The organism is Candidatus Nanopelagicales bacterium, assembly GCA_037045355.1.
Classification (GTDB): Bacteria; Actinomycetota; Actinomycetes; order S36-B12.
The window spans coordinates 92320-105994 of the sequence record JBAOHO010000009.1; the positions used below are offsets into that span (position 1 = coordinate 92320).

10 protein-coding genes are annotated in these 13675 nt (G+C 66.1%); 9 read left to right on the forward strand and 1 reads right to left on the reverse strand.

Going from position 1 to position 13675, the window contains the following annotated elements; all coding sequences use genetic code 11:
• Positions 1–84 precede the first annotated feature (84 nt).
• From V9E98_03075 to V9E98_03100, 6 genes are read left to right on the forward strand one after another with little or no spacing between them, the layout of a single operon-like run.
• The gene (locus tag V9E98_03075) at positions 85–1206 is read left to right on the forward strand and encodes a glycosyltransferase family 4 protein (protein ID MEI2715969.1); all 1122 of its coding nucleotides are present in this window, start codon (positions 85–87) and stop codon (positions 1204–1206) included.
• Positions 1207–1238: 32 nt separating this feature from the next.
• Positions 1239–2054, forward strand: a complete 816-nt coding sequence (gene dapF, locus V9E98_03080; GenBank protein MEI2715970.1) for a diaminopimelate epimerase — start codon at positions 1239–1241, stop codon at positions 2052–2054.
• A complete protein-coding gene (locus V9E98_03085) occupies positions 2051–2581 on the forward strand; it encodes a hypothetical protein (GenBank protein ID MEI2715971.1) in 531 nt (176 codons plus the stop codon). The genes dapF and V9E98_03085 overlap by 4 nt, the downstream gene beginning before the upstream one ends.
• A complete protein-coding gene (gene hflX, locus V9E98_03090; protein MEI2715972.1) occupies positions 2553–3422 on the forward strand; it encodes a GTPase HflX in 870 nt (289 codons plus the stop codon). Before V9E98_03085 ends, hflX begins: the two co-directional genes overlap by 29 nt.
• A 12-nt stretch (positions 3423–3434) precedes the next feature.
• Positions 3435–6239, forward strand: coding sequence for an EAL domain-containing protein (locus tag V9E98_03095; protein ID MEI2715973.1), 2805 nt, complete (start codon positions 3435–3437; stop codon positions 6237–6239).
• 16 nt (positions 6240–6255) lie between these two features.
• A complete protein-coding gene (locus V9E98_03100) occupies positions 6256–8190 on the forward strand; it encodes an ATP-dependent DNA helicase (GenBank protein MEI2715974.1) in 1935 nt (644 codons plus the stop codon).
• Here the strand turns inward: V9E98_03100 and lexA are convergent.
• Positions 8174–8827 (reverse strand): transcriptional repressor LexA, encoded by a 654-nt coding sequence (lexA, locus tag V9E98_03105; protein MEI2715975.1) that lies wholly within the window; start codon positions 8825–8827, stop codon positions 8174–8176. The two genes, V9E98_03100 and lexA, sit on opposite strands and share 17 nt — an antisense overlap.
• A 570-nt stretch (positions 8828–9397) precedes the next feature.
• Between lexA and V9E98_03110 the strand changes: the two genes are divergently transcribed.
• From V9E98_03110 to V9E98_03120, 3 genes are all read left to right on the forward strand, one after another.
• Positions 9398–9700 (forward strand): LysM peptidoglycan-binding domain-containing protein, encoded by a 303-nt coding sequence (locus V9E98_03110; GenBank protein MEI2715976.1) that lies wholly within the window; start codon positions 9398–9400, stop codon positions 9698–9700.
• A 167-nt stretch (positions 9701–9867) separates the two neighbouring features.
• The gene (gene nrdR, locus V9E98_03115; protein ID MEI2715977.1) at positions 9868–10329 is read left to right on the forward strand and encodes a transcriptional regulator NrdR; all 462 of its coding nucleotides are present in this window, start codon (positions 9868–9870) and stop codon (positions 10327–10329) included.
• Positions 10330–10439: 110 nt separating this feature from the next.
• Positions 10440–13265 (forward strand): vitamin B12-dependent ribonucleotide reductase, encoded by a 2826-nt coding sequence (locus tag V9E98_03120; GenBank protein ID MEI2715978.1) that lies wholly within the window; start codon positions 10440–10442, stop codon positions 13263–13265.
• The last annotated feature ends 410 nt before the right edge of the window (positions 13266–13675 follow it).

A 13675-nucleotide genomic window follows, 5' to 3' on the forward strand; every position in this document is an offset into this window, starting at 1 on the left:
TCAGACGGGTATGAGTGATGCTCGGGCCGCAGTGGAGCCGGTGGAGGCAGTGGAGGCAGTGGAGGCAGTGGAGGAGGTGGCGGAATGAAGGTGGCACACATCAGCGACTGTTACCTGCCCAGACTCGGCGGTATCGAGATCCAGGTCACGGAACTCACCAAGAGGCAGGCAGCTGCCGGGCACACGGTGGATGTGATCACAGCGACCCCCGGACATGAGGTGCGTGCGGGAGTCGAGAGCATCGATGGTGTCACCGTGCACCGCGTGACGGCGCGCATGCCTTTCGAACTGCCGATCCATCCCCGCACCAGGGCCAATGTCGTGCCATTGCTGCGCGAGATTGCCCCTGACGTGGTTCATGTCCACCTCGGGGTGGTGTCGCCGTTCGCCTGGGGTGGGATCCGCGCCGCCGTCGAACTCGACCTTCCTGTTCTCGTCACCGTGCACAGCGTCTGGGGCTCCGTGGCTCGTTCGGGGTACGGCGCCGTGAACAACCTCGCCCATTGGACCGCACGGGGGGTCCAACCGGCCGCCGTCAGCCGGGTCGCGGCCGACCGCATCGCCGCGGCCCTCCCGGCAGGGATCGACGTCCTCGTGACGCCGAACGGTGTGGACCCGTCAGAGTGGAACAGCGCCGGTCGACAGCCACACGACGATGCCCCGGTGCAGTTCGTGACCGCCATGCGATTGGCGCCCCGCAAACGGGCGCAGCCGCTGCTGCGCATGTTCGCCACTGCCCACGGGCGATGCAGCGAGTCCGGGGTGGACATCCGGCTGATGGTGGCGGGCGACGGGCCCCAGCGGGACCGGCTGCAGGCGTTCATCGACGATTCCGGTCTGCACGACTGCGTCTCCTTGCTGGGTCGACTCAGTCGTTCCGGCCTGCGGGACCTGTATCTGCAGTCCGATGTGTTCATTCAGCCGTCGGTGAAGGAGAGTTTCGGACTGGCCGCCCTCGAAGCCCGCGCCACCGGACTGCCGATCCTCGCGCGCAGCCAGACCGGACTCACCGAGTTCGTCCACGACGGTGTGGAGGGCCTGCTGGCCGACGACGACGACCAGCTCGCCGAATCCATGTGCGTCATCGCCGAGGATCGACCGTTGCGGGCGCGCATCACCGATCACAACACGACCGTCCTCCCGGCGCAGGTCTGGTCCCAGGTACTTCAGGACGTCGACGACGCGTATCGGACCACCATCGGGTGACCGGGGGAGTCCCTGGCCCCTACTCTGGACGCATGGTCACCGACGTCACGTTCCGCAAGGGCCACGGCACGGGAAACGACTTCATCCTCCTCACAGATCCCGACGATGTCCTTTCCCTGACCCCGCGGCTGGTGGCCGCCCTGTGTGATCGGCACATCGGCATCGGTGCCGACGGGGTCCTGCGGGCCGTGCGCACTGATGAGGCTCCCGGGGCCGAGTGGTTCATGGACTATCGCAATGCAGACGGCTCGATCGCCGAGATGTGCGGCAACGGGGCGCGGGTGTTCGCTCGCCACCTGATCGACGAAGGCCTGACCGCGCCCACCTCGTCGATCGCCACCCGCGGGGGGGTCCGCGACGTGATCGTCCATGACTCCGGTGATGTGAGTGTGAGCATGGGTCCGGTGACTCCACTGGATCACGGCATCACCGTCACGTTGGGCGACGACACCTACCCCGCAATCGGCGCGCTGGTCCCCAACCCACACGCTGTCGTCTTCCTGCCCACATTGACCGGTCTCGGCGACATCAGTGGCGCCACGGCGGGGCCGGACGGGGCCTTTCCGGACGGCGCCAACATCGAGTTCGTCGAGCCCCTGGGCCCCAACCACGTCGTGATGCGTGTCTGGGAACGAGGTTCGGGGGAGACGCTGTCCTGCGGTACCGGGGCGTGTGCGGTCGCCTGGGCCCACCGGTTGCGCGACGACATCGAGGAGCAACCCGTCCGGGTGGATGTGCCCGGTGGCAGTTTGCAGGTCACCGTCAGGTCCGATGTCACGTTGACCGGTCCGGTGGAGTTCGTCGCCCGAGGGACGATCGACCGGGACTGGTGGGAGTCGCACTCGTGACCGGCCAAGAACCCAGCGATGGTGCCCTTCAGATCGAGGAGCGTGAGGCGCTGCGTCGGGTCGCGGGACTTTCCACCGAGCTCACCGACATCACCGAGGTCGAGTACCGCCAGGTGCGCCTCGAACGAGTTGTCCTCATCGCTGTGTGGACCTCGGGAACCGCTGTCGGCGCCGAACGCTCGCTCGCCGAGTTGGCTCGGTTGGCGCAGACCGCGGGCGCCGTCGTGCTCGAGGCGCTGATCCAGCGTCGCAACAAGCCCGACCCCGGGACCTATGTCGGCTCGGGCAAGGCTCGCGAACTCACCGAGATTGTCAGAGCGCTCGAGGCCGATACGTTGATCTGTGACGGCGAACTGACACCCGGTCAGCTCAGCCAGCTGGAGCGGATCGTCAAGGTGAAGGTCGTCGACCGCACATGGCTGATCCTCGACATCTTCGCTCAGCACGCGCGCAGCCGCGAGGGAAAGACCCAGGTGGAACTGGCCCAGACTCGAGTACATGCTGCCGCGACTGCGCGGCTGGGGTGAGGCTATGAGCCGACAGGCGGCCACCGGAGGGGGGATCGGGGCTCTGCGCGGACCGGGTGAGACCAAACTCGAGGTGGATCGCCGCCGGATCCGTACCCAGATGGCGCGGCTGCGCCGACAACTGCGGTCGATGGGTCAGTCCCGCGCCGTCCAACGAGCCGAACGTCATCGCACTGGGACCCCTTCCGTGGCCATCGTCGGCTACACCAACGCCGGGAAGTCCTCACTGTTGAACCGGCTCACGGACGCCGGTGTGCTCGTTCGCGATGAACTCTTCGCGACCCTGGACCCCACGGTTCGCCGGGCCCGGACACCATCCGGGCGGGAGTACACCCTCGCCGACACCGTGGGGTTCGTCCGGCACCTGCCGCATCAACTGGTGGAAGCATTCCGATCCACGTTGGAAGAAGTGCATCAGGCCGATCTGCTGGTTCACGTCGTGGACGGCAGCGACTCGGATCCGCTGGGGCAGATCGCCGCGGTTCGCGAGGTGCTGGCCGAGATCGACGCCGGCGGGATTCCGGAACTGATCACAGTGAACAAGAGCGAGATCACCCCGTCTGAGATTCTGGCCGAGATCCGGGCGCGACACCCCGACGCGTTGGCGGTGTCTGCGCGCACCGGTTCCGGTATCGATGATGTGAAGGTCGCCATCGAGGCGCACCTACCCCGACCCGACGTGGCGGTGCGAGTCACCATTCCCTTCGATCGCGGGGATCTTGTGTCCGAGGTCCATGAACACGGCGATGTCCTCGCCAGTACCTACTCGGATCACGGAACCGACCTGCGGGCACTGGTGCCGGGATGGTTGGCAGCTCGTCTCGCAGAATTCGCCGACTGACGTGTCCCCCTCATGACGCCCACATCATCACCGCAGGTCCGCTGGATCGTCGGAGTGCTGTTCGCGGTCGCGTTCGCCGTGGGTGGGGTCGCTTTGGTGGTCGAAATCGGGGTAATACCCATCCCCGACGTTTCAGTGGCCTCCCGACTCGCAGCCGCCGGTGGCCTGCTGTGTGCCGGGTCGGCAGTCGCCATCGCGGCAACGGATCGTGCCCGGCGCAGCGACGGCCGGATGCGGTTGTGGTTCCGCGTGCTGGGTTGGAGCGTGTTCGCGTTGTTCGCCGGGCAGGCCCTGGCCAACTTCGTCACGAGATTCCAGGCCGGGACGTACCTGCCCCTCGTCGACGCGGTACCCCTCGTCGTTGCGGGTGTTCCCATCCTCGTCGCGTTGGCCGCCTTGACCTGGCCGCGTGGGATCATCGCCGCTGACTCGCGCGCAGTGATCGTCGACGTCATCGTCGGGACACTCGGCCTGGCCATCGTGTGGTTCCTCGTTGTGATCCCCGCGATGCGGCCACGGGAGACCACGGCCGTTGCGGCTGTGATGACGATCGCGAGCCTGCTGGAGTTCGCGGCGATCGTCCTGGCCCTCGCGTTGGCGGCCACTGCCCGCCGCCGTGGTCCATTGCCGATCGTTCAGCTGATCCTGATCCAGTTCGCCATGCTCACCTACGTGCTCAGCGACGTCGCAGCGGACACCATTCCACTCGCCGAACCCTTCGGTCCACTCGCCGAACCCTTCGGTCCACTCGCCGAACCCTTCAGTCCACTCGCCGACCCCCTCAGCAGCCCCCTCGTCGACCGCGGTTCCAGCATCGCCGTATCCACACTCGGATTCATGCTGGGATCGGCGTTGGTGGCGCTCGTGGCCCTGCGCAACGCAGCTGAGAAGGAGTCCCCGGGTCAACTCCGGCTCCGTGACATCTGGTCCTCCCTGGTGCCGCTGAGCCCGGTACCACTCGCGGCGGGTGTGCTCCTCGTCGCCTTGACCACCGGCCAGATCCGTTCGGCTTCCGCTGCACTCGCCTTGGCGGTGATCCTCGGACTCGTGATCGGCGGCGTGTTGTGGCTGCGACTGGCGGCCCGGCGAGAGCTGCGGCGGGCGACAGTCGTCCGGGCCGCCGCCACATTCACCCAGGCCACCGACCAGCCGTGGTTCCAAGCCCTGATCGAGAACGGACGGGATCTGGTGCTGGTGACCGACAATGCCAATCGAATCGTCTACGGCAGTCCCTCGTTCTGTTCACTCGTGGGCGTCTCACCCGAGGATCTCGACGGCCGGGATCTCGCCACCGTCATCCCCGATCTGACAGGGTCGGTCGTACGATCCGCTCAAGGGCTGCCTGGCCATCCCGCGCAGCCCGTTGACGCTGCGGTGATCGACCACTCCGGATCGGAGCACTCCGTCCAGTTCCGCGTCGCTCCACTGCAAGGACTGGGAGCCGAAGGGTTCGTTCTCACCGGTCAAGACGTCACCGACACCCGTCGACTGCGCACATTGCTGGGAGAGTCCCGCCGCCGGGATCGCACCACCGGGTTGCTCAACGACGAGGGGTTCGCCGAAGCCGTCAGTGAGGCGCTGTCACTGTCCGACGCCCGGTCTGTGGTGGTCGTCGTCATGGATGTCATCGACTTCCGCGTGTTGAACGACTCCCACGGCAGGCGCTCCGGGGCAGCGCTTCTCGAAGTGGTGGCGGCGGAGTTGGAACGTGCCCCGGGCCCGATTCTCGCGGCCGGGAGAGTCAGTGCCGCCGGTTTCGCTGTCTTGCTGCGCGATCCCGCACCCGACGTCGTAGCCGCGGCGTTCGCCGAGCACATGCGTTCCGCTCTGGTGGGCATCGACATCCCCGGTCGCACCGACCTCACGTTGCGCCTGGCCATGGGCTACTCCACCGTGTTCTCGGACACCGCGCCGGCGCGGGACCTGGTGGAACACGCTGACCTGGCGGCCACCAGTTCACTCGCCAGTCCGAATCACCCGCTGGTCCGATTCGAGTTCGAGATGCGTGAACTGGCGCTGCGCGAATGGGAACAGGTGTCGGCGATCGAGACGGCCCTGGCGGACCGGCAGTTCCTGCCCTACTACCAGCCCATCGTGAGCCTCGCCAACGGTTCGGTGGTGGCGATTGAGGCGCTGGCTCGCCGACAACTCCCCGATGGAACGGTCGAACTGCCTGAGCAGTTCATCCCGGTGGCCGAGCGACTGGGTCTCGTCGGGCGGATCGATGCAGTCATCCGAGAACGCACGTTCGCGGATCTGAGGGACCTGAACCGACGTTGGCCGCAACTCGTGGCCACGTTGAATGTCGTTCCCGCGGGTTTCGACCGTGACTTCGGCGCCACGTTGCTGGAGGAAGTCCGAGACGCCGGAGTCAAGCCCGCCAACATCATGTTCGAGTTCACCGAGTCGACGGTGGCGTCGTCCCCGGAACTGGCGATCGAGGTCATGCGGCAACTCCAGTCGAACGGCCACAAGGTTGCTCTCGATGACTTCGGCACGGGTTTCTCGTCGCTGAGCATGCTGCGCGACCTGCGTGTCGACGTCCTGAAGATCGACCAGGTGTTCACGGCTGACCTCGCGACTTCCCCTCGCGCCTTGGCGCTCATGCGGGCGATCATCGACATCGGTCGGGGCCTGGCAGTGACCACCGTCGCCGAGGGGGTGCGGACAGTGGAGCAGGCCGACCTGCTGCGCGGCATGGGCTGTGATCGAGCCCAAGGGTTCCTGATCGCCGAACCGCTGGCGCTGCCCGACCTGCAGTCCTGGCTAGACACCCGCTCCACAGGGTCAACGGCTGTCGGGGATGTGGGCTGCTGACGCGTACCGTGGTCGCGTGCCTGACGACCCCGCGCTCACCGACCTGACGTCGGTTGTCACATCACTGGGTGGGGTGGAACGGCCCGTCCAGCAGACGATGGTGCGCGAAGTCACCGCGGCCATCGCCGATCACGTGGTCCTGTTCGTGCAGGCGGGCACCGGCACCGGCAAGTCCATCGGTTACCTGGTCCCAGCTGTGCGCGCAGCCCGACATGACGGTGCCCAAGTGGTTATCGCGACCGCCACTTTGGCGTTGCAGCGCCAACTCGTCGCCCGTGATCTCCCCGCCGTCCTCGCGGGACTGCCCGCCGGGCCTGCCGTTTCGTTCGCGGTGCTCAAAGGTCGGGGCAACTACCTGTGTCGGGCCCGCCTCGCCGGTCCGTCATCCGACACCGCGGATTCCGAGCTCGACCTGGATCTGTCCAGCGGGCGCCTCGAGAAACAGGCGGCCGCTCTGCGGGAGTGGGCCGAGGTCGACAATTCCGGTGACCGGGACGAATACCCAGATGACGTCGATGACCGGGTCTGGCGCTCATTGTCCGCGACCGGCCGGGAATGTGTCGGTGCTTCCCGGTGCGACTTCGGCGATCAGTGCTTCGCCGAACAGTCCCGCGCTCGGGCCGCCCATTCGGACATCATCGTCACCAACCATGCTTTGTTGGCGCTTGATGCGATGGACGACAACCCGGTCGTCCCGGAACACGATGTGCTGATCATCGACGAGGGTCACGAGTTCGTGTCACGGGCCACCAACGCCGCCACCCAGGAGTTGTCCGTGCGCACTGCCGAACGGGCCGTTCGTTCTGCCCGCTCCTTGGTCACTGCTGACCTCGGTGAGCGACTGGACGAGGCCGTTTCGAGTTTGGCGCTGGCTCTGGCGGATTTCAACGAGCAAGTGCGGCCCATGCCACAGCAACTGGTGGAGCCGCTGGCAGCGCTGCGCGATGCGTGTCACGCAGCTGTCACAGGCATCGGTACGGACGACTCCGTCGAAGCGGCTGTCCGCCATCGGGTCACTGCCGGTTTGGAGGAGATCCACGATGTGGCCGGTCGGTTGATCTCGGGAGCCGACAACGACGTCACCTGGTTCAGCCCGTTCCCGGGTCCGTCGCTGCATGTGGCGCCGCTGTCGGTGGCCGCGCCGCTGGGCGACTACCTGACGAGTCGCGACACCACGGTCATGACCAGTGCCACCTTGGCGCTGGGTGGCCGGTTCGACATGCTCGCCGACGATCTCGGGCTTGCGCCGGGATCATGGCGGTCGGCGGATGTCGGCTCCCCCTTCGACTACGCGAGTCAGGGCATCCTGTACATCGCTAGCGATTTGCCCCGGCCGGGCCGAGACGGCCCCGATCCAGCGGTGATCGGTCGGATCCGGGAACTGATCACGGCGGCAGGGGGGCGAACCATGGTGTTGCTTTCTTCGTGGCGCTCGGTCGACAAGGTCGCCGAGAACCTGGTCGCGGATCCGGTCGGGGAAGTTGTGGTGCATGTGCAGCGCAGGGGAGAGCCTGTCGCTCGATTGGTCTCCGCCTTCGCAGACGACGAGACCAGCGTTTTGGTCGGGACCATGTCCCTGTTCCAAGGCGTCGATGTCCCCGGCCCGTCATGCACCTGCGTGGTGATCGATCGCATTCCCTTCCCCCGCCCCGACGAACCGGTTCTGGCCGCGCGCAGCGACGCTGTGGAACGCGGTGGCGGGAATGGATTCATGACTGTCTCGGTCCCGCGAGCAGCACTGCTGTTGGCCCAGGGGAGCGGCCGTCTGATCCGGACACACGTGGATCGCGGCGTGGTGGCGGTGCTCGATCCGCGGTTGGCGACGGCGCGCTACTCGGATTTCCTGCGCCGAACGATGCCCCCGTTGTGGCCTACGACGGATGCCGACGTGGTCATGGGGGCGCTACACCGACTGGCGGGGGAGGCCCCGGCCGTCACAGCCGACGCATGACGCTGACTACCCGGCCGAGGATGCGCGCATCGTCGCCGGGGATGGGGTCATAGGCCGGGTTCTCCGGCAGGAGCCATACGTGGCCATCGCGGCGCGCGAGGGTCTTGACGGTGGCTTCGTCGTCGATGAGCGCAGCCACGATGTCACCGGGATCGGCGGACGGTTGACTGCGGATGACCACCAGGTCGCCATCGCAGATGGCGGCGTCGATCATCGAGTCGCCCTTGACCGTGAGCAGGAAGAGTTGGCCGTGTCCGACAAGGTCACGGGGTAGGGGCAGGACGGACTCCACCTGCTGATCGGCCAGAATCGGCCCGCCGGCGGCGATCCGACCGACCAGCGGTACCAGCGCGACGTCGGACTCGGAATGAAGGTCCGGGGAGGCCGGGACGGGCTCTGTGTGCGGAGTGTCGGTGACCAACAGGGCTCGGGGTCGATGCGGATCGCGGCGCAGGTATCCCTTCTGCTGCAGGACACTCAGCTGGTGAGCGACGCTGGAAGTGCTCGCGAGCCCTACCGACTCGCAGATCTCACGAACAGTGGGTGGGTACCCATGCTCGTCGACCGCGGTACGGATGACATCGAGTATCCGACGCTGACGCGTTGTCAGGTGGGTGATGGGTGGGGTGCCGGTCATGATCGTTTCCCTTCTGCACCGAGTCGAGCCATTCCCGCGTGGTGGAGCGGGTCCTCTGCACCTTGGCGCGGTGCTGCCGGGTTGTTGCCGTGCCACACGATTGCGCCGCTCGTCATGGTTCGACGGTAGGGGCCGGAGCCGCCCAAATCAAACATATGTTCGAAAGACTCTGGACGTGTGTCGGACCCTCCTGGTACCACTGGAGTATCGAACGGATGTTCGAACCTCGGGGAGTGTGCGGTGTCCCGCCCCCGTCGGTGAGACAGCGGTTCGGTGAGACAGCGGTTCGGCGAGTTGCAGGCCTGGCGAGCCGATAGGGCCAAGGGCCGAAAGGGTACGAAGGGTGGAGTGGTCATGAGTCACATCGCGGTAGGTCCACGTGAGATGGGGCCGATGAGGCTGGGTCCCGTGTGGTCGGGACCCGTGAGGCTAGGTCCGAGCGGATGGGGGACGTCGGGGCGCGGTTCAACGGCGGCGGCAGTTGTAGTGGCCGCGGCGGCTGCGGGCGGTGGCGGTGTCGGGATCGATGTCGGCCGGCCGCCGACGGTCAGTGCCCGGAGGCGAGGCCGAGTGCGGTGGGGGCGGGTCACGGTCCTCGTGCTGACAGTTCTGCTGGCTGTGGCTGCTGTGGTGGCCGCCACCGGTGGAGTCGCCGAATCCGCCCCTCAGCGCGGCGATGGTGCCGTCGTTCAGCGCATGACAGCACTGCAAGAACACGTGGTGGCTCCAGGAGACACAGTGTGGTCCCTGGCTCTGGCGGCCGCCCCCGACGGCGATCCACGCGAGATGGTCGACCGCATCATGCGACTGAACGGTTTGACGGCCGGTGACATCCAGGTGGGCGACGTGGTGCTGGTTCCCAATCGGCGGTGATGCGACACGCGGCATGAAGGGGGTTGCGCATCGCCACCTGAGGGCTTAAGTTCCCTACATCTAGTAGTTACACCGGTGTATTTCATCCACAGGTTGTGGTGAGACGTACACAGGTCATCCCCAGGAAACCCCCAGGGATGTCCACAGGATTTTCTGGAGGAGGCCGGATGCACTGTCCGTTCTGCCGTGCGGCCGACTCGCGGGTAGTGGATTCCCGGGCCACCGACGACGGCACATCAATCCGCCGCCGACGGCAGTGCTCGGTGTGTGGTCGCCGGTTCACCACCGTCGAGAGCCCGAGCCTGAACATCGTCAAGCGCAGTGGTGCGTCCGAGCCGTTCAGCCGTACCAAGGTGATCGCCGGGGTGCGCAAGGCCTGTCAGGGCCGGCCGGTGGGAGACGACGACCTCGCGGTGCTGGCGCAACGAGTCGAAGACACGATCCGCCAATCGGGATCCGCCGAGATCCCCAGTGGCGAGGTCGGACTGGCCATCCTCGGGCCGCTGCGCGATCTCGATGAAGTCGCCTACCTGCGGTTCGCCTCGGTATATCGGGACTTCTCTTCGCTGGCCGACTTCGAGAAGGAGATCGCCACCTTCCGCGACGACCCGCCCGAGCGTCGATCGTGACGCTGCCCCTATGGACTTCCGACCCCACCGAACCAACTGAATACGAACCTCCAGGAACTTCCCATCAACCCCCAGGAACTTCCCCTTCCGCCCGAACAAGGAGAACAAGGATGACCCAGACCCCGGCCGACGAGACGGTGCGCGGCACCGCGACCCGGCGCAACCGCCCTCAGGGACTCACGATCGAACGTGTCTTCAGCGAAGCCGGTCGCCACCCCTACGACACGGTCACCTGGGAGCGGCGCGACGTCGTGCAGTCGAACTGGAAGACCGGCGAGACGGTCTTCGAGCAGCGCGGGGTCGAGTTCCCCGAATCATGGAGCGTCAATGCGTCCACGATCGTGACGACGAAGTACTTCCGGGGCGCAGTGGGGACCGACTCGCGCGAGTGGTCACTGCGCCAGCTGATCGACCGCGTCGTCGACCGCTACGTCGCCGCAGGCCGGGAGCACGGCTACTTCGCGACCGAGGACGATGCCGGCACATTCGGTGACGAACTCACCTGGCTGTTGCTGCACCAGTACTTCTCGTTCAACTCGCCGGTGTGGTTCAACGTCGGGACCTCGAGTCCGCAGCAGGTGTCGGCGTGCTTCATCCTTGCCGTCGACGACACCATGGACTCGATCTTGAACTGGTATCGCGAAGAGGGCCTGATCTTCAAGGGTGGATCCGGCTCAGGATTGAACATCTCGCGCATCCGGTCGTCCAAGGAATTGCTGCGCTCCTCCGGGGGGACGGCCTCAGGCCCGGTGTCGTTCATGCGCGGTGCCGATGCCAGCGCCGGCACCATCAAGTCCGGTGGCGCGACCCGCCGCGCGGCCAAGATGGTCGTGCTCGACGTGGACCACCCCGACATCGGCGAGTTCATCGACACGAAAGTCCGAGAGGAAGAGAAGATCCGTGTCCTGCGCGACGCTGGATTCGACATGGACCTCGGTGGCAAGGACATCACCTCCGTCCAGTACCAGAACGCCAACAACTCGGTTCGCGTGTCCGACGAGTTCATGCGCGCCGTGGATTCCGACGGCGAGTTCGGCCTCAAGGCGCGCACCGACGGTTCCGTGATCGAAACGGTCAAGGCCAAGCAGTTGTTCCGGCAGATGGCCGAGGCCGCCTGGGCGTGTGCGGACCCCGGTATCCAATACGACGACACGATCAACGACTGGCACACCAATCCCGAGAGCGGTCGGATCACCGCGTCGAACCCGTGCAGTGAGTACATGTCGCTGGACAACTCCTCGTGCAACCTGGCGTCACTGAACCTCATGAAGTTCCTCGGGAGCGACGGTTCGTTCCAATCCCAGCGTTTCGTCAAGGCCGTCGAGTTCATCATCACGGCGATGGACATCTCCATCTGTTTCGCGGACTTCCCGACCGAGGCGATCGGGCAGACCACGCGCGACTACCGCCAGCTGGGAATCGGATACGCCAACCTGGGCGCGTTGCTCATGGCGTCCGGTCTGCCCTACGACTCCGATGCGGGCCGGGCCATGGCGGCCAGCATCTCGTCGCTGATGACGGGCACGGCCTACCGCCGTAGCGCGGAACTCGCGGGAGTGGTGGGTCCGTACCAGGGATTCGCGCGCAACAGTGAGGCCCACAGCCGGGTGATGCGCAAGCATGCCTCGGCGACGGACGGCATCCGGCCGGTCGCCGAGTTCGACCGTGATGTGGCCAAGTTGGCGTCCGAGGAATGGCAGAAGTGTCTGGACATCGGGGCCACGAACGGGTGGCGTAATGCGCAGGCATCGGTACTCGCCCCCACCGGCACCATCGGGTTCATGATGGATTGCGACACCACCGGCATCGAGCCGGACTTCTCATTGGTGAAGTTCAAGAAGCTCGTTGGTGGCGGCTCGATGCAGATCGTCAACAACACGGTGCCGCAGGCGCTGACCAAACTCGGCTACCCGGCCGAGACCATCGAGGCGATCGTCGAGCACATCTCCCAGCACGGCAACGTGGTCGATGCTCCGGGTCTGCGTGACGAGCACTACGCGATCTTCGACTGTGCGGTCGGCGATCGGGCGATCACCCCGATGGGACACGTGCGCATGATGGCGGCGGTCCAGCCGTTCCTGTCGGGCGCCATTTCCAAGACCGTGAACATGCCCAGCGAGGCGACGGTCGAAGATGTCGAGCAGATCTACTTCGAGGGCTGGCGACAGGGCCTCAAGGCGCTTGCGATCTACCGTGACGCGTCCAAGGTCGGACAGCCGCTGTCTGACTCGAAGGCCGGTTCTGGTTCATCCGATGAGGACTCAGACCACGGTCACGCCCGTCCGGTCCGCCACCGGCTCCCCAAGCGGCGGCCGTCTCAGACTGTGTCGTTCTCGGTCGGTGGCGCTGAGGGCTACCTGACCGCAGGGTCCTACCCGGACAATGGACTCGGTGAGGTCTTCCTCAAGCTCGGCAAGCAGGGGTCGACACTGGCGGGAGTCATGGACGCCTTCTCCATCGCGGTCTCGATCGCCTTGCAGTACGGTGTGCCGCTTGACGCGTTCGTGTCCAAGTTCGTCAACATGAGGTTCGACCCTGCGGGTATGACCGACGATCCTGACATCCGCATGGCGCAGTCGATCATGGACTACATCTTCCGTCGCCTTGCTCTGGACTACCTGCCCTACGACGAACGGGCGGCGTTGGGAATCCATACCGCTGAGGAGCGGGCGGCGGCCGTCAGCGGTCAAGCCCCCGCACCGGCAGCGGATACGGAGGAAGTGATCGAGGCGATGCAGCAGTCCGCCCCGGTGCAGTCCGAACCACCCGCACCGGCTGCAAATCCGGCCGAGGCTCACTCGACAGCGGAACTCCTCGAGGTCATCACCGGCAAGTCGGCCGACGCGCCTTTGTGTATGACCTGTGGCATCAAGATGCGGCCGGCCGGTTCCTGCTATGTCTGCGAAGGCTGTGGCGCCACGAGCGGCTGCAGTTGACCTAGCCATTCGGAATCGGAGCGAAAGCCTCGGCGACCTTCGGGTTGCCGGGGCTTTCGCCTTGTCGGCCGGGTGTTCGTCGGCGCAGCCCCTGTCCACTTCGGCCCGGGGCCTGCGATGGAACCCGAAGGCCCCCGATCGAACCCCAGGGGCCTAAACCCGAATCCACCGATTCTTCGGCTACTGCGCGCCACCATCGGGGCGCCCTGGCGGCGTTGCAGCCGCTCACCAGTGGCCCACACTGCCGTCGCGACTGCGCCTTGCCATCGCACCCCGCTGGTGACGCTCGCTACTCCGAGAATCGGTGGATCCGGGCTAACGAAGCCCGGAGTTGAGGCGGGCGTGGGAAGCGAGCGACCAGTTCCGGTTCGGCAGTTGACACCCGCGTCTACGAATTGCAATACCTGAAG

What these genes read in the sequence shown, in the direction of transcription:
- V9E98_03075 (MEI2715969.1), top strand. Translation starts at nt 85, where the DNA reads ATGAAGGTGGCACACATCAGCGACTGTTACCTGCCCAGACTCGGCGGT.
- lexA (MEI2715975.1), bottom strand. Translation starts at nt 8,827, where the DNA reads ATGACCGGCACCCCACCCATCACCCACCTGACAACGCGTCAGCGTCGG.
- hflX (MEI2715972.1), top strand. Translation starts at nt 2,553, where the DNA reads ATGCTGCCGCGACTGCGCGGCTGGGGTGAGGCTATGAGCCGACAGGCG.
- V9E98_03095 (MEI2715973.1), top strand. Translation starts at nt 3,435, where the DNA reads ATGACGCCCACATCATCACCGCAGGTCCGCTGGATCGTCGGAGTGCTG.
- nrdR (MEI2715977.1), top strand. Translation starts at nt 9,868, where the DNA reads ATGCACTGTCCGTTCTGCCGTGCGGCCGACTCGCGGGTAGTGGATTCC.
- dapF (MEI2715970.1), top strand. Translation starts at nt 1,239, where the DNA reads ATGGTCACCGACGTCACGTTCCGCAAGGGCCACGGCACGGGAAACGAC.
- V9E98_03120 (MEI2715978.1), top strand. Translation starts at nt 10,440, where the DNA reads ATGACCCAGACCCCGGCCGACGAGACGGTGCGCGGCACCGCGACCCGG.